The organism is Plantactinospora sp. A48 (assembly GCF_055793945.1).
This window is the reverse complement of the sequence record NZ_JBTIXF010000093.1, coordinates 1-19,446: the sequence shown is the minus strand read 5'-3', so window position 1 is coordinate 19,446 and position 19,446 is coordinate 1. Positions and strand designations below refer to the sequence as shown.

15 protein-coding genes are annotated in these 19,446 nt (G+C 70.7%); 5 read left to right on the top strand and 10 right to left on the bottom strand.

Features of this window, described 5'->3' with window-relative positions:
- Positions 1–138: 138 nt before the first annotated feature.
- On the bottom strand, positions 139–1,725 hold the full coding sequence (locus ACXN5W_RS28725) for a GH25 family lysozyme (RefSeq protein WP_473161513.1): 1,587 nt from the start codon (positions 1,723–1,725) through the stop codon (positions 139–141).
- A 340-nt stretch (positions 1,726–2,065) separates the two neighbouring features.
- Between ACXN5W_RS28725 and ACXN5W_RS28720 the strand changes: the two genes are divergently transcribed.
- On the top strand, positions 2,066–3,649 hold the full coding sequence (locus tag ACXN5W_RS28720; protein ID WP_473161512.1) for a diguanylate cyclase: 1,584 nt from the start codon (positions 2,066–2,068) through the stop codon (positions 3,647–3,649).
- A gap of 113 nt (positions 3,650–3,762) precedes the next feature.
- Here the strand turns inward: ACXN5W_RS28720 and ACXN5W_RS28715 are convergent, their stop codons facing one another.
- Together ACXN5W_RS28715 and ACXN5W_RS28710 are read right to left on the bottom strand one after the other, a co-directional pair.
- Positions 3,763–4,824 carry an aspartate-semialdehyde dehydrogenase gene (locus ACXN5W_RS28715; RefSeq protein ID WP_473161511.1) on the bottom strand — a complete coding sequence of 354 codons (1,062 nt, stop codon included), beginning with the start codon at positions 4,822–4,824 and terminating at the stop codon, positions 3,763–3,765.
- A gap of 4 nt (positions 4,825–4,828) precedes the next feature.
- Complete coding sequence (locus ACXN5W_RS28710) at positions 4,829–6,094, bottom strand: aspartate kinase (protein ID WP_473161510.1); 1,266 nt, start codon at positions 6,092–6,094, stop codon at positions 4,829–4,831.
- A 314-nt stretch (positions 6,095–6,408) separates the two neighbouring features.
- Here ACXN5W_RS28710 and ACXN5W_RS28705 point away from each other — a divergent pair, with 314 nt between their 5' ends.
- Positions 6,409–7,200 (top strand): hypothetical protein, encoded by a 792-nt coding sequence (locus ACXN5W_RS28705; protein ID WP_473161509.1) that lies wholly within the window; start codon positions 6,409–6,411, stop codon positions 7,198–7,200.
- A gap of 401 nt (positions 7,201–7,601) precedes the next feature.
- A complete protein-coding gene (leuA, locus tag ACXN5W_RS28700; protein ID WP_473161508.1) occupies positions 7,602–9,296 on the top strand; it encodes a 2-isopropylmalate synthase in 1,695 nt (564 codons plus the stop codon).
- A gap of 114 nt (positions 9,297–9,410) precedes the next feature.
- On the opposite strand, the gene ACXN5W_RS28695 is transcribed toward leuA, so the two are convergent.
- The 3 genes from ACXN5W_RS28695 to ACXN5W_RS28685 all read right to left on the bottom strand — a co-directional run bounded on the left by ACXN5W_RS28695 (position 9,411) and on the right by ACXN5W_RS28685 (position 13,471).
- The gene (locus ACXN5W_RS28695) at positions 9,411–10,898 is read right to left on the bottom strand and encodes a SulP family inorganic anion transporter (protein WP_473161507.1); all 1,488 of its coding nucleotides are present in this window, start codon (positions 10,896–10,898) and stop codon (positions 9,411–9,413) included.
- 286 nt (positions 10,899–11,184) lie between these two features.
- Positions 11,185–11,511 (bottom strand): hypothetical protein, encoded by a 327-nt coding sequence (locus ACXN5W_RS28690; protein WP_473161506.1) that lies wholly within the window; start codon positions 11,509–11,511, stop codon positions 11,185–11,187.
- A gap of 364 nt (positions 11,512–11,875) precedes the next feature.
- Positions 11,876–13,471, bottom strand: a complete 1,596-nt coding sequence (locus tag ACXN5W_RS28685) for an MFS transporter (RefSeq protein ID WP_473161505.1) — start codon at positions 13,469–13,471, stop codon at positions 11,876–11,878.
- A gap of 98 nt (positions 13,472–13,569) precedes the next feature.
- On the opposite strand from ACXN5W_RS28685, the gene ACXN5W_RS28680 reads away from it, so the two are divergent.
- On the top strand, positions 13,570–14,244 hold the full coding sequence (locus tag ACXN5W_RS28680) for an HNH endonuclease family protein (RefSeq protein ID WP_473161504.1): 675 nt from the start codon (positions 13,570–13,572) through the stop codon (positions 14,242–14,244).
- A complete protein-coding gene (locus ACXN5W_RS28675) occupies positions 14,244–14,675 on the top strand; it encodes a hypothetical protein (RefSeq protein WP_473161503.1) in 432 nt (143 codons plus the stop codon). Before ACXN5W_RS28680 ends, ACXN5W_RS28675 begins: the two co-directional genes overlap by 1 nt.
- Positions 14,676–14,840: 165 nt before the next feature.
- Here ACXN5W_RS28675 and ACXN5W_RS28670 read toward each other — a convergent pair whose 3' ends face one another.
- The 4 genes from ACXN5W_RS28670 to ACXN5W_RS28655 all read right to left on the bottom strand — a co-directional run bounded on the left by ACXN5W_RS28670 (position 14,841) and on the right by ACXN5W_RS28655 (position 19,254).
- Positions 14,841–16,145 (bottom strand): ABC transporter ATP-binding protein, encoded by a 1,305-nt coding sequence (locus ACXN5W_RS28670; protein ID WP_473161502.1) that lies wholly within the window; start codon positions 16,143–16,145, stop codon positions 14,841–14,843.
- The gene (locus tag ACXN5W_RS28665; protein ID WP_473161501.1) at positions 16,142–17,128 is read right to left on the bottom strand and encodes an ABC transporter ATP-binding protein; all 987 of its coding nucleotides are present in this window, start codon (positions 17,126–17,128) and stop codon (positions 16,142–16,144) included. The genes ACXN5W_RS28670 and ACXN5W_RS28665 overlap by 4 nt, the downstream gene beginning before the upstream one ends.
- Positions 17,129–17,255: 127 nt before the next feature.
- On the bottom strand, positions 17,256–18,212 hold the full coding sequence (locus ACXN5W_RS28660; protein ID WP_473161500.1) for an ABC transporter permease: 957 nt from the start codon (positions 18,210–18,212) through the stop codon (positions 17,256–17,258).
- Between the two features lie 34 nt (positions 18,213–18,246).
- Positions 18,247–19,254, bottom strand: a complete 1,008-nt coding sequence (locus tag ACXN5W_RS28655; protein WP_473161499.1) for an ABC transporter permease — start codon at positions 19,252–19,254, stop codon at positions 18,247–18,249.
- Positions 19,255–19,446 lie beyond the last annotated feature (192 nt).

Below are 19,446 nucleotides of genomic sequence, written 5' to 3'. Positions count from 1 at the left end.
GTGGGGGTTTGTGACGGGGATGGGGAGGGGGGGGGAGGGGGGGGGGGGGGGGGGTGGGGGGGGGAGGGGTGGGGTGGGTTTTGCGGTGGGTCTCGGGGGTGGGGTGTTCCCCCGCCGCGGGCCCGAAGGTCGGTCAGGTCAGCTGGCCAGGTTGAACCGCTGGTCCGTGGTGATCGTCGTGGCATCGGCGATCAGCGGTACGCCGCTGAGCGCGGTCACGTACTTTCCGTTCGCCCGTGCCCGGATACTCACCGTCCCGTCGGCGTTGTCGACCAGGGTGAACTGCTCCCACTGACCGACGGTCGTGCCCCGGGCGATCAGCGGCTTGCCGCCACCGCTCTCCGCCGTCACGTACAGGTCGTTGGCGTGCGATCGCAACGCCACGTACCCGTGACCGGCGTCCACGAGGTCGTACTGCTCCCACTCACCCACGGTGGTGCCCCGGGCGATCAGCGGCTTGCCGCCACCGCTCTCCGCCGTCACGTACCGGTCGACGCCGACGGCGCTGACGCTGATCACCCTCGGCGCGGCGTACTTGTCGAACTTCTCCCACTCCCCGATGGTGGTCCGGTTCGCGATCAGCGCCGAGCCCCCGGCGCTGGGTGCCGTGACGTACCTGCCGTTGACCTGCGCGATCAGGCTGAGACTGCCGTCGGAGTTGGTCACGATGGTGAACTGCTCCCACAGTCCGATGCTGCTGGCGCTGGCGATCAGCGCGCCCGTGCCGGCGCTCGTCGCGGAGACGTACTTCCCGTTGGCCCGCGACCGCAGGGCAACGTGACCAGCACCGGCGTTGACCAGGTCGAACTGCTCCCACAGGCCGATCTCGGTACTCCGGGCGATCAGCGGCTTGCTGCCGCCGTTCTCCGCCGTCACGTATCTGCTGTTGGCGTGCGCGAGCAGCCCGATGGACGGCTCGATCGCCGGGGCGGCCCCGGTGAGGCTGGTCAGCGCCGGGTAGTCGCCGGTGAAGACGTCCTGGTCGTAGTTGCCCGGTTGGGACGTGTCACCCGCCGCGTACTGCCAGAAGGCAGCCTTGCTCCAGCCGCTGGGCAGCGGCGGCAGGCTGGCCGTGTAGCCGGCGATGTTCAGCAGCAGAGCGCCGAAGGACGGGTCGTTGTTCGTACACGGATTCCACCAGTTGGTGTTCGTGTAGATCACCATTTTGCGACCGGTGCGCTGCTCCACCCGACCGGTGAACGCTCGGATGTAGTCGGTCAACTCCGTGGGCGTCAACCCCCAGCAGGCCGGCAGGTCGAAGTACGGCCATTCCAGATCGAGCATCGGGACCAGGGTCCGCGAGTCCTTGGCCCACTGTGCGTGGTCGATGAAGTAGTCGGCCTCGTTCACCGGGTCACGCTTGTCCGGCCGGGCGTAGTGGTACGCCCCGACGAGGATCCCAGCGGCCTTGGCGTCCCGGTTGTCGGCGTCGAAGTACGGGTTGAGGTAGTTCGTACCCTCGGTCGCCTTGACGTACGCGAAGCTGACCCCGTTGGCCGCCTGCGCGTTCCAGTCGATGGGGCCCAGCGAGTGGTCGTTGCTGGAAACGTCGATGCCCTTGATCGTGTATCCGGTCGGCGTGGTCGCGGTCGCCGCGGCGGCGGCCCGAGCACCCGGTTTCAGACCGGCGTGTGCCCATCCACCGCCGGGCAGCGGTTCGCCGGCGTTCGCCGGCTGTGCCGGACCGGCCACGGCGCCAAGCGTGAGACCGGCGGAGAGAAGCACCGAGATCCATCGTTGTGGCATGTCCTGTCGAATCTCCTGGCTCGAGGGGAACCGACCGCGGCAAAGGGTGGGGGAAGCGGTGCTTCCAGGCGGCGGCGCGCGCAGCGTACCGCTGATCCGACGCTTAGGATGACCGGCAACTGGCCGTGGGGCCGAGGCCCGACCCGGCTCCGCTGAGTAACCTTCGTCACTCCATAGACAGCGCCAGCGCCACGACAACCGGCAAAGACCCCGAACGGGCCCGGGTTACTCAGCGGTTTTCCAGCACCGTGAGTAATCTTGTCGAACGCCGCCCCTCCCCTCCGGGCGGCATCCACCCACCCCTCGCGAAGAGGACCCGGTGCTCCTCGATCACCAGCAACTCCTCGTCAGCGCCTCGGCCGCCGTGGCCTCGGCGCCGACAGTGGTCGACGCATGTCGGGCGGCCGTGACCACCCTGTCCCAGCCGTCCGTGACGGCTTGGCCGCCGCACCTGCCGGAGCGGGTCTCGGTGCTGCTCTGGGCGCACGACCGACTCCGGACCGTCGCGGCCACCGGCTCCTGGCAGACCTTCGCCACCGTGCCGCCGGGCTCCGGGGTCACCAGCCGGGTCTGGGAATCCGGCAAGCCGGCCGTGGTGCCGGTGGTGACGGAGGATCCCGACTACGTTCCGCTGCGCTCCGACGTCCGCTCCGAGATGTGCGTACCGATCCGGGATCCGGCGGGCCGCCGGCTCGGCGTACTGGATCTCGAATGGACCGAGCCGGTCGATCTGGAGCCCTGGTGCCAGGCCGCCTGGACCGTCGGGGAGCTGCTCGGGCGGCGCATCGCCGAGCTGGGCGGGCCGCCGGCCGAGACCTGCGCCGAGAAGCTGCTGCGGCACGTGGCGGCGATGACCTCGGCCACCACCGAGTGGGAGCTGCGGATCGCCGCGATGACCGCGGCCCGGGACATCTCGGAGCTACGCGCCGCCGTGCTGGTCCTGCCCGGCCCGGACGGAACCCACCCGATTCCGCTGTCCAGCTCGGCTGCCGAACCCACCGCCGAGACAGCGACACCCCCGCCCACCGCCGAGCCGTCCCCCGCCGCCTCGGCGGTGCCCCGGCCCAGGATGGCGGATTCCGACGGTGCCGGGGCGAACCCTTCCGGCGGCGACGGGGCCGACGCGGACCTGGCCGAGCGGATGGTCCGGGCGCTCGCAGCCGCGGATCCAGCCGCCGTCGACCACCTGGTCGAGCGCACCCACCGGTTCGGCGCCGCCTACACCCTCGGCGAACCGGACCGGCCGACCACCAGTGACGCCGAGCCGCTGAGCACGGTCGGCATCGGCACGCTGATCGCCGTACCGGTGGGTCGGCCGGAGATCGGCGGCATGCTGCTGGTCGCGGACGAGCGGGTGGCGCGACCGGATCCAAGCACCGTCAACCTCATGGAACTGCTCGCCGCGCAGGTGTGGGCCTGCCTGGAGCGGCTTCGCGGGCTGGCCCGGCTGCGGGAACGCGCCAGCTCGGACCCGCTCACCGGGCTGCGCCACCACGGGCCGTTCGGGGAACGGATGGCGACGGCCACCCCGGGCCGGACCGCGCTGCTGGCCATCGACGTCGATGGCTTCAAGAACGTCAACGACACGTACGGCCACCAGGCCGGCGACCAGGTGCTGATCGAGCTGGCCCGGGCGCTGGAGGGCGCGCTGCGGCAGGGCGACGAGCTCTACCGGATCGGTGGTGACGAGTTCGTCGCGGTGGTCGAGGTGGGCCGGCCCGAGGAGGCCGTCGGGATCGCCGAGCGACTGGCCGGCGCGGCCCGCCAGTTGCGCCGGACGATCAGCGTCGGTGTCGCGGTGCAGCGGCACCGCGAGCTGCCCGAGCACACCATGCGACGCGCGGACACCGCCCTCTACGAGGTGAAACGCCGAGGCCGCGACGGCGTACGACTGGCGCCCTGAGACCGGCCGGGCGCCAAGCGCGACGTAGGAGACACCCGGCGAGGCCACCAGGCGCCGGCGTACGGTCGGCGCCGGCCGTGCGGGTGATCGGCGCTCCTACCGGGCGGTGGCTCCTACCGGGCGGTGAGTTCCGCCGCTACCAGCTCGGCGATCTGGGCGGTGTTCAGCGCGGCGCCCTTACGCAGGTTGTCGCCGGTGATGAAGAGGTCCAACGCGCGCGGATCGTCCACGGCCCGGCGGATCCGACCCACCCAGGACGGGTCGGTGCCGACCGCGTCGATCGGCATCGGGAACTCGCCGGCCGCCGGATCGTCCACCACGATCACCCCGGGGGCGTTGCGCAGTGCCTCCCGGGCGCCCTCGGCGTCCACCTCGGCGCCGAACACCGCGTGTACGGCCACCGAGTGCCCGGTCACCACCGGTACCCGGACGCAGGTGGCGGAGACCTTGAGGTCGGGCAGCCCGAGGATCTTGCGGGATTCGTCGCGCATCTTCAGTTCCTCGGAGGACCAGCCGCCGTCGCGCAGCGATCCGGCCCAGGGCACCACGTTGAGCGCTAGCGGCGCCGGGAACGGCCCGAGATCGTCACCGACCGCCTGCCGCACGTTGCCGGGGCGGGAACCCAGCACCCGATCCCCGGCGATCTTGGCGAGCTGGTCGTGCAGGGCGTCCACCCCGGCCTTGCCGGCTCCGGAGACCGCCTGGTACGACGCGAGCACCAGCTCCCGCAGGCCGTACTCCCGGTGCAGCGGCGCGACCGCGACGATCATCGCGAGCGTGGTGCAGTTGGCGTTGGCGATGATGCCCTTGGGGCGGTTCCGCACCTGCTCCGGGTTGATCTCGGGGACGACGAGCGGGACGTCCCGGTCCATCCGGAAGGCGCCGGAGTTGTCCACCGCGACCGTGCCACGGGCGGCGGCCACCGGTGCCCACTTCGCGGAGACCTCGTCGGGGACGTCGAACATCGCCACGTCCACCCCGTCGAACGCCTCCTCGGTGAGTTCCTGGACCACCAGGTCCTCACCCCGGCACCGGAGCGTCCGGCCCGCCGACGAGGCCGACGCGATCAGTCGGATCTCGCCCCAGACGTTCTTGCGGGAGGAGAGCAGGTCGCACATGACGGTGCCGACGGCACCGGTCGCGCCGACCACGGCCAGTGTGGGTAGCTTGGCCATCGGACTATCGCCCGGTGCCCGCGTAGACGACCGCCTCCTCGTTACCGCCCAGGTCGAACGCCGCGTGTACCGCCCGGACCGCGGAGTCGAGATCGGAGTCCCGGCAGACCACCGAGACGCGGATCTCGGAGGTGGAGATCATCTCGATGTTCACCCCGGCCTCGGCCAGGGCCTGGAAGAAGCTGGCGGCGACGCCCGGATGCGACCGCATCCCCGCGCCGATCAGCGAGACCTTGCCGACGTGGTCGTCGTAGAGCAGGCCCTTGAACTCGATGCTCTGCTGGATGCGGCTGAGCGCCGCCATCGCGGTCGGTCCATCGGTCTTGGGCAGCGTGAACGAGATGTCCGTCCGGCCGGTGCCCTCGGTGGAGACGTTCTGCACGATCATGTCGATGTTGATCTCGGCGCTGGCCACCGTCTCGAAGATCCGGGCCGCCGCGCCGGGCTCGTCGGGAACGGCGACGATCGTGATCTTCGCCTCGCTGCGGTCGTGCGCGACCCCGGTGATCAACGCTTGTTCCACGGGAAGGTCCTCCATCGATCCGGTCACCAGGGTGCCCGTGTTGGTCGAGTACGACGATCGGACGTGGATCGGCATGCTGAACCGGCGGGCGTACTCCACGCACCGCAGCATCAGCACCTTCGCGCCGCAGGCCGCCAGCTCCAACATCTCTTCGTACGTGATCCGCGTGATGTGACGCGCGTCCGGGACGATCCGGGGATCGGCGGTGAAGACGCCGTCCACGTCGGTGTAGATCTCGCAGACGTCGGCCCCGAGCGCCGCGGCCAGGGCCACCGCCGTGGTGTCCGAGCCGCCCCGACCCAGCGTCGTGATGTCCTTGGTGTCCTGCGAGACGCCCTGGAAACCGGCGACGATGGCGATCGCTCCCTCATCGAGAGCGCCGCGCAGCCGGCCGGGTGTCACATCGATGATCCGGGCCCGCCCGTGCGTCGAGGTGGTCAGCACGCCGGCCTGGGAGCCGGTGTACGACCGGGCCTCGTAGCCGAGGTTGTGGATGGCCATCGCGAGCAGCGCCATCGAGATCCGCTCGCCCGCCGTGAGCAGCATGTCCAGTTCGCGACCGGGCGGCAGCGGGCTCACCTGGTTCGCCAGGTCGAGCAGTTCGTCGGTGGTGTCGCCCATGGCGGAAACCACCACCACCACGTCGTCACCGGCCTTGCGGGCCGCCACGATCCGCTCGGCCACCCGCTTGATGCGTTCGGCGTTGGCGACGGAGGAACCGCCGTACTTTTGCACCACCAGTGCCACGACGGTCCAACTCCCTCCGACAGGCCCGAGCGTGCCGACGCCGCCGGTGCGGAAAGGGCCGGCGGCGCCGTGCGAGACCATCTCAGGGTACCGGCCACCGCCGACCGTCGGGACGGCCGATCCCACCATCCGGCAGGTGGCGCCCGGCCGACCGGCTCCGACGGTGCCGCCGAAGCCCCGACATCGAAGGGACCAAACGGACGATACCGGTACGCACCGCAGGGCCGTGTGAGTGAGATCCCGGCCCCGGTCGGCGGCGGCGTGTCCCTCCCCGATAGCCAGCGGTTCATCCGGTTCGCCCGCAGAATGGCCGGGTGCGCACCGACGTCCCGTTCTCTCCCGTTCCACGTCGCTGCCGCGCGATCGCGCTGGGTCTGCTCGTACCGGTGCTGCTCGCGGCGTGCGGCGAGCCGGCACCGCCACCCGAACCGACGCAGAGCGACCGCGACCCGGTCCCGTCCCGCGCGGACGAGGCCTGGGACCAACTCGCGGCCCGGGTCTCGGCGGCGGAGGACCACCGGGTCACCGCCCAGTACGTGCTGGCCACCGATGGTCGGCCGGACCGTCCGGTGACCGTCTCCCAGGCCGCCGACGGGAGCTGGCGGGTCGACATCGTCGGCGGCGCCCTCGGCGGCGCCGCCGACGTGGCGGTGGCGCGCACCGCCGACGGACTCTTCCAGTGCGCCCTCCAGTCCACACGCCGACCCGACCCGCCGACCTGCGTGCGGGCGGCGGATCCCGACGCCACCCTGCCGGACCGGTTCGATCCCCGGATCGAGCACGTCTTCACCGACTGGCGGTCCGTGCTGATCGACCGGCGGCAGCCGTTGGCCGTCGACACCAGCCGATCACTGCCGGGGGCCACCGGCACCTGCTACTCGGTCGGTTCCACCTCGGCCTCGCTGGCGGCACCGGTCGCCATCGGAATCTACTGCTACCAACCGGACGGGACGCTCACCGCGGCCCGGCTGGACCTGGGCACACTGCGGCTCACCGCCCCACCGGTCGCCGGACCGGCGACCGTGGCACTTCCCGGCCCGGTGGTCGCCGCCCAGCCGCTGGAGGTCGCGACGCCCGACTCGACCGAGAGCGACCCGGCCGGGTGAATCAGGTCCCACAGTCCGGACCGGCCTACCGGAGATCCGCTCGACCACGTAGGGTCACAACGTCATGTGGCAGTCGCTCCTCCTTCGCTGCCGCGGCGGGGCCAGTCCGGCCGGCACCCCGTCGCGGAGTTGACGCGCGCCGTCCTGTCGCACCGGTTTCCGGGCCGATCCTGACGGCCCCAGCCATCGGCACCGCCGCCGATCGCCTTCGACGCTGACCAGCACGTCACCACATGACCCATCGGGAGTCTTCCGCCATGGCAACCTCCGCCGAAACCGTAGAGCCGGCTCGATCCGCCAGTCCGTTCGAAACCGCCGATCCGGCCCACGCCGTTGATCCGGGTCGAACCGCTGACCCCGCCCAGGCCGTTGATCCGGTCGCCCGCCAGCAACCCAGCCGGATGCCGTTCGGCCGTTACCAGCCCTACCACCGGCAGTTCGCGCTGGACCTGCCGGACCGCGACTGGCCCGGCCGGCGCATCGAACGGGCGCCCCGCTGGTGCGCCGTCGACCTGCGGGACGGCAACCAGGCCCTGATCGACCCCATGTCGCCCGAGCGCAAACGGCGGATGTTCCAGCTGCTCGTCCGGATGGGATACAAGGAGATCGAGGTCGGTTTCCCGGCGGCCAGCCAGACCGACTTCGACTTCATCCGGCAGCTGATCGAACAGGATCTCATCCCGGACGACGTGACCATCCAGGTCCTCACCCAGTGCCGCGAGCACCTGATCGACCGCACCTTCGAGTCGATCCGGGGCGCCGACCGGGCCATCGTGCACTTCTACAACTCGACCTCGATCCTCCAGCGCCGGGTGGTCTTCGGTCTGGACCGCGCCGGGATCACGGACATCGCCACCTCCGCGGCGCGGCTCTGCCACAAGTACGCCGAGATCCACGCCCCGGACACCGAGGTCTACTACCAGTACTCGCCCGAGTCGTACACCGGCACGGAACTGGATTACGCGCTGGAGATCTGCGCGGCGGTGACCGAGGTCATCGACCCGACCCCGGACCGGCCGCTGATCGTGAACCTGCCGGCCACGGTGGAGATGGCGACGCCCAACGTGTACGCCGACTCGATCGAGTGGATGGACCGCAACCTGCCCCGCCGGCAGAGCCTGGTGCTCAGCCTGCACCCGCACAACGACCGTGGCACCGGCGTGGCCGCGGCCGAACTGGGCCTGCTGGCCGGCGCCGACCGGGTGGAGGGTTGCCTGTTCGGCAACGGCGAGCGCACCGGCAACGTGGATCTGGTGACCCTCGGCCTCAACCTGTTCTCCCAGGGCATCGACCCGGAGATCGACTTCACCGGCATCGACGAGGTTCGCCGCACGGTCGAGTACTGCAACCAGCTCCCGGTCCACGAACGCCACCCGTACGCGGGCGACCTGGTCTTCACCGCCTTCTCGGGTTCGCACCAGGACGCCATCAACAAGGGACTGGACGCGCTGGCCGCCGAGGCCGCCACGGCCGGGGTACCGGTCGGGGAGCACCCGTGGGAGGTTCCCTACCTGCCGGTCGACCCGAAGGACCTGGGCCGGACGTACGAGGCGATCATCCGGGTCAACTCGCAGTCCGGTAAGGGCGGCGTCGCGTACATCATGAAGACCGAGCACCAGCTGGACCTGCCGCGCCGCTTGCAGATCGAGTTCTCCGGCGTGGTCCAGCGGGTCACCGAGGCCGGCGGCGGCGAGGTCGAGCCGGAGCGGATGTGGGAGATCTTCGCCGCCGACTACCTGGTCGACCACCAGCCCGACCCGGCGCTGACCATGCACGGTTACGGCACCGCCACCGTCGACGGCAAGGTCGAGATCGACGTCACGGTCACCACCGGGGGCGAGCGGCGATCACTGTCCGCCACCGGCAACGGCCCGATCGACGCGTACGTCAGGACCCTGGCCGAGTTGGACATCCGGGTCCGGGTGCTCGACTACCACGAGCACGCGATGTCCGCTGGCGGCGACGCGCAGGCCGCCGCGTACGTCGAGTGTGACGTCGACGGCCGACCGGTCTGGGGCGTCGGCCTCGACCCGAACATCGTCACGGCCTCCATCCAGGCCGTGACCAGCGCCGTCAACCGCGCCCGCCGCGCCTGACCGGAAAGGAAGGGCCCCTTGTTATCGCTTTTTGTATAGCAAGGGGCCCTTCTTAACGCGCAGATCGATCGTCACCAGACGTGCGTCAGCACCGCCGGCCCGCCAGGGCGTGGCTCAGCCCGGAGCACCGGGCTGGGCGATCAGTGGTTCGGACAGGTGCAGTCGGGGACCACCGGCGTTGTGGCCGGCGGTCCAGGCCAGCAGCACGCCGCGGCAGGAATGATCGAGGTGGCGCAGGCCCGACAGGTCGAGGTCGACCGGTCGGTCATGCGGCAGCGCGTCGAGCATGTCGTGGATGCGCGGCAGGCGCAGGAACGTGGCGTTGCCCGAGAGCACCACACGTACCCGATCGGGCTGCTGCTCCACCTCGATGTGCACGTGGGCGACGTCCCACGCGACCTTGACCACCGCGAGCACCAGACCGATCACGATGCCCTCGAACATGTTGGTGGCGATGATCGCGACCGTTGTGCCACCCAGCACGAGCAACTCGCCACGGTCGGTGCGCCACAGCTGGGTCACCGTCGCCACGGGGACCAGTTTCGCGCCGGCGTGGACGAGCACTCCGGCGAGCACCGCCATCGGAATGACGTCGAGCGCACCGGGCAGGATCGCGACGAACAGTAGTAGCCAGACGCCGTGCAGGATGCGCGACGCCTTGGTACGGGCACCGGCCTGGACGTTCGCCGCGCTGCGGACGATGACGGCCGTCAACGGAAGGCTTCCGAGCAGCCCGCATATCGTGTTGCCGATGCCCTGGGCCAGCAACTCGGCGTTGTACCTCGTCCGCGGTCCGGAGTGCAACCGGTCCACGGCCGCCGCGCTGAACAGACTTTCGGCGGAGGCGATCAGGGCGAACGTCACGGCGATGCCGAGCACCCCGAGTTGGGTGACGGCGGTCAGGTCGCCGAGGCTGATCAGGTGCAGGCTCTGCACGAGCCCGCGTACCTCGACGTGCTTGACCGGCAGACGCAGCACGAATGCCGCCGCCGAGGTGGCCACGACCGCGACGAGCGGGCCGGGGATGATCCGCAGCCGCGCCGGTGCGTACCGCCACGCGACGATGACGAGGATCGCGCCGATGCCCAGACCGGCCGCGGCCAGCACGCCCGGGTCGCTGACGTTGACGAACAGCCGGGGCAGGCCGGCCAGGTTCTCCAGCGCCGTGCCGGGAGCCCGGTGGTCCAGCAGCGCGTACGACTGGCTGATGACCAGGATGCACCCGATGCCCGCGAGCATTCCGAGTACGACCGAGGCCGAGATCGCCCGGAACCAGCGTCCCATCCGCAGGACGGCCAGCAGGATCTGCAGGAGCCCGGCGAGCAGCACGATCACGCCCAGCGTTCGTAGGCCGTAGCTCTGTACCGCCTCGTACACGAGGACCGTGAGCCCGGCCGCGGGACCGCTGACCTGAAGGCTGCTGCCCGGTAGTGCTCCGACGGCCAGCCCGCCGACGATACCCGTGAGGAGGCCAAGTTCCGGTGGTACGTGGGAAGCGACGGCGATGCCGAGGCAGAGCGGCAGGGCGACAAGGAAGACCACGAGCGAGGCGAGGACATCTCGGCGCAGGGTTTCCAGGTCCCGAATTGACTCGATGTTCATCGGTGAAGGCCCTTCGCGATCAGAACAACAGGATCGTCATTGACTCGGACTGATGAGCGAGTACGACACCGGTGTCGATCTCGTAGAGCCAGTCGCGCGGATTGGTCGCGTTCCTGAACCTGGCTCGCGATGCGTCGGCGAAAGTTTTGGGCATGGTTAATCAACATTTCACGCATAGCATTTCTACGTTGGTCCCACGATGGGAAGAACGAGTGACGGCTGCGAGAGCGCTAGCGGGTGACGGCTGCGAGAGCGCTCGGGAGAGGCTGTGCCCCGAGGGCTCTGATCAGCAGCGGAACACTTGGAGTGCGGCTAGTGCCCGGTTGCCCGATCGACGGACGGGTTGGTCGACAGGGGTGGCCCGCAGGACCGCCGTGGTGGCCGGCCACAGGCGGGCAGCACACGTGAAACGCTCGCTTTTTGGGCGTGTCGCGACGGTGCGGGTGTGGGTCTCCGCGAAGACGCGCAGCGCGGACGTGTCGTCGTCGCGCTTGTCGTCGATCTCGATCCGCTCCACGCACGAGGAGGCACACGCGCGTTCCTCGCCCAGCTTTCCGAATGGGCTGTTGGCACCGGTCAACGCGAGCAGTATGAACGTCAGCAGCACGGCCACGGCACGGATGAGAGACCCGCGTCCCGTGGTCTGCTTGCCCAAACGGCCCTCCGGATATGTTCTGCGACTATCGGGGCCGACTCAGCGGACCGCCTGTCACGTCCATCTAGTTTGCCCTATGCGGGACAGAAACGGTATCCCGAGTGGGAGCTTCCCACTACCCGGATGAGGGCGTCACGATCGCGATCCCCGACCATGAGCCGATCAGAAAGGGGCTCACGATCCTTGACCTTTCCGGTGCTTCGCAATCAGTTGAAGATTGTTCATTAAATTTAACACTCATCGTTACTGCTCGATGTGATGGCGAGTAGCGCCTGGTCACGACGGTCGAACGATGGCGGTCCCGACCACGACCTGCGCGGGATCAGTCCCGGGCCGCCGGACGCCGCTCCTGCGGCGGGTACGCCGGCGGCGGCAACGCCGGGCCCGGTCGGGACGGCGACAAGGGCTTGCTGGGCCGGTGCACCAGCACCACGGCCAGGACGGCGCTCAGGTACATCAGGCCGGCGGACCACACCATGGCCGAGCGGAACGCGGCGGTCAGCTGCGCCGGCTGCTCGTAACTGGTGCCGCTCAGTCCCACCAGCAGCGGCAGCGTCGCGATCGCCAACAGGCCACCGGCCCGGGACGCCGCGTTGTTGACCCCGCTGGCCACCCCGGCGTAGTGGTCGGCCACCGCGCCCAGCACCGACGCGGTCAGCGGCGCCACGACGAAGGTCAGGCCGAGGCCGAACAGACCCACCCCGGGCAGCACTGCCGTCCAGTACGAGGCGTGCGGCTCGATCCCGCGCAGCAGCAGGAAGCCCGTACCGGCCAGGAGCGGCCCGACGGTCAGCGGCAAGCGGGGCCCGATCCGGGCGGCCAGGGCGCCGGCCCGGGACGAGCCGACCAGCAACAGGATGGTCAGCGGCAGCGTGGCGACCCCCGTGAGCAGCGCTGAATAGCCCACGACGTTCTGCAGGTAGACCGACAGAAAGAAGGTGAGACCGTTGAGCGCCGCGTAGACGGCGACGGTGTAGACGTTGAGCACCGCGAACAGCCGGCTGCCGAACAGCCGTAACGGCAGCATGGCCCCGTCCCCGCGGCGGTGCTCGACCAGGACGAACAGGACGGCCGCCAGGACCCCGGCACTGGCCGCGCCGATCACCGGTCCCGAGCCGAAGCCGCGCTGCGGGGCGTCGATCAGGGCGTACGTCACGCCGGCCAGCGCCAGGGCACCGAGCAACGCGCCCGCCACGTCGAAGTGCTGCTGCCGGCGCGCCACCTCGGGGCGCCGGCCCTCGGTCGGGGTCCGCTCCTCAGGGCGCCGCGCCGCACCGGCCGGGACCGGTTCGGCGGACCGCGCCTCGCGGGTCGAGGTCAGCGACTCGTCGCGGGTCTCCGGGACCCACCGCAGGGCCGAGAACACCACACCGACGGCCATCGGCAGGTTGATGAAGAAGATCCACCGCCAGGACAGGGCGTCGATCAACCAACCCCCGACGAACGGTCCGACCGCCGTGGACACGCCGGCCAGGCCGGACCAGGCACCGATGGCGCGGCCCCGGTCGTCCGGGTGGAAGCTGCCCTGCAACAGGGCCAGCGAGCCGGGGGTGAGCAGTGCGCCGCCGAGTCCCTGCAGGATCCGGGCGCCGATCAGCCACTCGATGTTCTGGGCGAAACCGCAGAGCAACGAGGCGCTGGTGAACCACAGCACACCGAGCAGGAAGACCCGCCGGCGCCCGAACCGGTCCCCCAACGCGCCACCGAGCAGTACGAACGCCGCCAGCATCAGCAGGTAACCGTTGATGGTCCATTGCAGACCACCCACCTTGGCGTCGAGCTCCCGCCCCAGGTGGGGCAGCGCCACATTGACCACGGTGCTGTCCAGGAAGACCATCCCCGAGGCGAGGATCGTGGCGAGCAGGGTGCCCCGGCCCGCGACGGTCCCCAGTCGCAACGGTGGCGATGTCCGACCCATGGGCTCCAATCTGCCCTGTCACCGTGTCGACCGCCCCGAAATCGCGTAAAGCGGGCTCCGGTGGTGCGCGCTGGGCGTACAGGCCGCAAGCTTGGGGGGTGTCGACTCGTACCCCTTCCAGAATCCGTGTCGCGGGCCTCGCGCTGATCGCGGCGCTCGCCCTCACCGGTGCCGGCTGCACGTCGGTGGCCGGGCCCGACGCCGGCTCCTCGGGCGGCGCGCCCGGCGGCGGCGCGTCGCGCGGATCCGACGGTGACGCCGCGAAGCAACTCGGCAAGCTCACCGTGGCCAGCAGCGGTTCCATGCGGGGTTACAGCCGGGACCGGTTCCCGCACTGGCGCTCGGCGGGCCGCAACTGCGACGTGCGGGACACCGTCCTCAAGCGGGACGGCAAGGACGTCAAGCTGTCCGGTTGCAACGTCGTCGGTGGCCGCTGGACCAGCGCGTACGACGGTCGCAGCTTCACCGACCCGAAGGGCGTGGACATCGACCACATGGTGCCGTTGGCGAACGCCTGGCGGTCGGGCGCCGCGGACTGGACCGATGACAAGCGGAGCGATTTCGCCAACGACACCACCCGACCCCAGCTGCTGACCGTTTCGGCGACCAGCAACCGGGCAAAGGGTGACCAGGACCCGTCTCAGTGGAAGCCACCGAGCCGGGACTACTGGTGCCGGTACGCACAGGATTGGATCACGGTGAAGAGCTACTGGCGACTGACGGTGACCTCGGCCGAGAAGGCGGCGTTGAGCGACATGCTGGGGACCTGCTGATGGCCGCCGGCGGGACCGCGGACAACCAGCCGGGCGCCACCCCGGCCGCCGCCGGCCCAGGCGCAACGCCCGCTTCCGGCGCCGCGCCGGCCGCAGGCGCCACGCCCGCCGGGGGCGCCACGCCCGCCGGGGGCGCCACGCCCGCCGGGGGCGCCACGCCCGCCGGGGGCGCCGGCGGCGCCGGCACGTCCCGGACCACCGACGTGACCCCGGGACCCGGCGGGGTGATGACCGACGAGGTCGGCGTGGTGACCGGCGAATTGACGCTCCGCACCGAGTACGCCGACGGGCAGGTCACCCTGCGCGTCCAGTACAAGGACGCCGACGAGTGGTACGCGGTCACCGGCGGCAGGGCGCCGCTGGCCGATCCGGCCGGCGTAGAGGCGGTACACACCATCGCCGTCGGCCTGCTGAACCGCCCGCAGGGCTGAACCAGCCGCCCGCCGGGCCAACCAGCCGCCGCTGAGCCGAACCAGCCGCCCGCCGGACCGAACGGCCGGCTGCGTGCTGCCGAGTCCCGCCGGAGCCAGCGGTGGGCGTTAAGAAGGGCCCCTTGCTATACAAAAAGCGATAACAAGGGGCCCTTCCTTACCCCGTCAGGGCGTTGGGATCAGTTCGCCGGGGTCGCCCGGCGACTCGGTGTCACTCGGCCGGACGATCTCGGCCCGCACCTCGTGCGGCTGGAGTCGCCCGTCCTCGATCTCCTCGGCGAAGTGACAGGCCACCCGGTGGCCGCTCGCCAGCTCGCGCAGTTCGGGCCGCTCGTCGGCGCAGCGGGTCGGCTGCGCCCACGGGCACCGGGTGTGGAACCGGCATCCCGACGGCGGGTTGGCCGGGGACGGCAGGTCGCCGGCCAGCAGGATCCGCTCCCGCCGGTCCTCGACCGTCGGGTCCGGCACCGGCACGGCCGACATCAACGCCCGGGTGTACGGGTGCAGCGGCTGCCGGTACAACTCCTCGCTGCTGGCCTCCTCGACCAGGCCACCCAGGTACATCACGCCCACCGTGTCGGCGATGTGCCGGACCACCGCCAGGTCGTGCGCGATGATCAGGTACGTCAGCCCCAGCTCGCCCTGTAGCTTCTCCAGCAGGTTGATCACCTGGGCCTGGATCGAGACGTCCAGCGCGGACACCGGCTCGTCGGCGACGATCAGGTCCGGGTCGAGCACGAGCGCGCGGGCGATCCCGATGCGTTGCCGCTGTCCGCCGGAGAACTCGTGCGGATAGCGGCTGAGCGCCGAGGCCGGCAGGCCGACCGCGGCCAGCGTGTCCCGCAGCCGCTTGGCGACGGCGGCCTTGTCCTTGGCCAGGCCGTGTGCCTTGAGTCCCTCCACCAGCAGCGACTCGACCGACTGGCGGGGGTCCAGGCTGGACATCGGATCCTGGAAGATCATCTGCATCCGGCGGCGGGACTTCCGCATGGCCTCGCCGGCCAGGCCGCGGATGTCCGTACCATCGAAGATGATCTCGCCACTGGTCGGCTCGACCAGCCGCAGCAGGCCCCGGCCGAGGGTGGACTTTCCGCAGCCCGACTCACCGACCAGGCCGTACGTCTCGCCTCGACGGATCGACAGCGAGACGCCGTCGACCGCGTAGACGTATCCGATGGTCCGGTCGAACAGCAGCCCGCTCTTGATCGGGAAGTGGACCTTGAGGTCGCGCAGCTCGATGAGCGGTGGCTCATCCGCCCGGGCGCCGTCCGGGTGGGTCGCCGCCCTCGTGCCCTGCACGGGCACCCGTCCGGCCCCGACCGCGCCCCGCGCGGCGCCACTGCCGGCCAACTCCGGCCCGGCGGCACTCCCGGCCGGCTGCGGCCCGGCGCCGCCTCCGGCCGCGTCCAGCGCGGTGTCGTTTCCGGCCTGCTCCGGCGCGGTGTTCTGGTCCCTCGGTTCGGTACTCATGCGACGGCCACCTCCTGCGGGACCGGGTTGTTGCAGCGCAGCCGGCCACCACGGGCGGTCGGCTCCAGCGGTGGGGTGGCGCCGACGCAGGCGTCCACCACCCGTTCGCAGCGCGGCGCGAAGGCGCACCCCTCGGTCCACGGGATGTTGTCCGCGACCGAGCCGGGGATGGTGTGCAGCGGCTCGCCCCGGAGCGAGTCGAGTCGGGGCACCGAGTTCAGCAACCCGTACGTGTACGGGTGCCGCGGTTGGGCGAACAACTCGTGCCGCTCGGCCGTCTCGACCACCTTGCCGCCGTAGAGCACGTTGACGGTGTCGCAGAGGCCGGCCACCACCCCGAGATCATGAGTGATCATGATGAGCGCGGTACCGCTGTCATCGACCAGTTCCTTGAGCAGGGTGAGGATCTGCGCCTGGATGGTCACGTCCAGCGCGGTGGTCGGCTCGTCGGCGATCAGCAGCCGGGGCTTGCAGGCCAGCGCCATCGCGATGAGGGCCCGCTGGCGCATGCCGCCCGAGATCTGGTGCGGATACTCCGACAGCCGCCGGCTGGGGTCCGGGATGCCCACCGCGTCCAGCAGGTCACGGGCCTCCCGCAGCGCCTGCCGGCGGTCCCGGCCCTGGTGCCGTTCCAGCACCTCGGCCACCTGCCGGCCGATGGGAATGACCGGGTTGAGTGAGGAGAGCGGGTCCTGGAAGATCATGCCGATCTCCCGGCCGCGCCGGTCCCGCAGCTCGTCGGGCCGCAACTTGAGCAGGTCGGTGCCGTCGAAGAGCACCTCGCCGCTCACCTTGTTGCCCCGCTTGGGCAGCAGGCCCATGATCGCCAGGCTGGTCACGCTCTTGCCGCAGCCGGACTCCCCCACCAGTCCCACGGTCTGGCCGGGTTCCACGGTGAAGCTCACCTTGTCGACGGCCGCGAAGGGCTTCTCCCCGCGCCGGCCGAACACCACGCTGAGATCCCGTACGTCGAGCAGGGTCATCGCGGTCCTCCCTGGTGGCGGTCGCCGGACCGCCGGTTGACGCGGTCGCCACACCGCCGGTTCGCGCGGTTCGCGGCCCGCGGGTTCCCCCGGTCGCCGGACCGCCGGTTCGCGGTACGCATCACGGTCACCGCCGGTTCTTCGGGTCGATGGCTTCCCGCATGGCCTCACCGAGCAGGGTGAACCCGAGCGCGACGATGATGATCGCCAGCGCCGGGTAGTAGGCCAGTTCGGGGCGTACGTCGAAGTAGTGCTGGCCGTCGACACCGAGCATCAGGCCCCACTCGGCCCGGTTGATGTCCGGGTCGCCGAGGCCGAGGAAGGACAGCGCCGCCGCGTCCAGGATGGCCACCGAGAAGGTGAGGGTGGCCTGCACGATCACCGCGGTCATGGCGTTCGGCAGCATGTGCCGGAGCACGACGTTGTGCTGCCGTACCCCCAGCGACCGGGCCGCCAGCACGTGGTCGCTCTCTCGCTGCGCCAGCATCGACCCGCGCAACAGGCGGGCGAAGATCGGTACGTTGACGATCGCGACCGCGAAGATCACCGTCCACTGGCTCGACTTGCTGGCCACCGCGACCAGCGTGATCGCGAGCAGCAGGCCGGGCAGCGCGAGCATCACGTCGGTGAGCCGCATCAGCACCACGTCCACCCAGCCGCCAAACGCGCCGGCCACGGCCCCCATCAAGACTCCGAAGACCAGACCGATGAGCGTGGCCAGCACGCCGACCAGCAGCGTCTGCCGGGCCCCGTAGATCAGCCGGGAGGCGTAGTCCCGGCCCAGCGGGTCGGACCCGAGCGGGAATCCCGACCGGGCTCCCGGGATGTTGTCCACCCGCAGGTCCCTGGTCAGCTCGGGGAACCGGGTGATCGGGTCGTGTGGCGCGATCAGCGGGGCGAACACGGCCATCAGGATCAGGAGCAGCACGATGGCCGCCCCGACGATCGCCACCGGGTTCCGGCGCAGCCGCCGGAAGGCGTCCCGGACCAGGCTCACCCCGCCCTGGTCGGCGGTGGCCTGGGCCAACTCCGCGAGGCGGGCCTTCTTCCGGTCGCCCAGCAGCCCGATACTGCGCTCACTCATGCCGGCTGCTCCTTCATCCGCTTCCGTCCGCCGGTCATCGGACCCGCACCCGGGGATCGATGATCGCGTACGACAGGTCGACGACCAGGTTGACCACCACAAAGACCAGTGCCGCGAGCAGGATCAGCGCCTGGAGCACCGGATAGTCCCGACCCCCGCTGATCGAGTCGTTGATCAGCGTGCCGAGGCCGCCCCAGTTGTAGACCTTCTCGGTCAGCACCGCGCCGGCCAGCAGCGCGCCGGTCTGCAGGCCGATGGTGGTGACCACCGGCAGCAGGGCGTTGCGCAGCACGTGCCGACCCCGGATGGTCCGCTGCCGCAGCCCCTTGGCCTCGGCGGTGCGTACGTAGTCCTCGTTCAGCACGTCCAGGACGCTGGCCCGGGTGATCCGGACGATCACCGCGAGCGGGATCGTGGCCAGGGTGAAGGCCGGCAGCACCAGGTGCCACAGCGCGTCGGCGCTGGCGTCGAACTCCCGGGTCAGCAGACCATCGAGTACGAAGAAGCCGGTGACATTGGTGTTCTCCACCCCGGTGCTGATCCGGCCGGACGGCGGGAACCAGTGGATGTTCTGGGTGAAGACATCCTTCAGCAGATAGCCGAGGAAGAAGATCGGGATGGAGATGCCCAGCAGGGTGGCGCCGACGGTGAGGTTGTCGAGCAGCCGACCACGGTACCGGGCCGCCAGGTAACCCAGCGGAACGCCCAGCCCGATCGCGATGATCATGGCGGCGACCGACAGCTCCACGGTGGCCGGGAAGGCGCGGCCGAGCACCGAGGTGACCGCGTCGCCGGTCCGGATCGAGTTGCCGAAGTCGCCGGAGAGGATGCGTTGCATGAACCTGCCGTACTGCACCCAGATCGGCTGGTCGTAGCCGAGCGCCTTGGTGAGCAGTTCCCGGGTGGCGGGGGTGGCCCGCTCGCCGAGCAGCGCGTCCACCGGTCCACCCGGCAGGTTACGCAGCCAGATGAAGACCAGTGCGGACAGCACTATCAGGGTCACCACCATCTGGAGCAGACGGCGGATTATCACTCGCAGCATGTTGTCAACACCATGTCCTTCGCGCTGCTTGCCAGGGGTCGACCGGACGCCGAGCCCGCCGGGGGTCGACCAGGACGCCGAGCCGGGATCTCAGCTCACGGGCGCGGGGGGGGGGGGGGGGGGGGGGGGGGGGGGGGTGGGGGGGGGGGGGGGGGGGGGGGGGGGGGGGGGGGGGGGGGGGGGGGGGGGGGG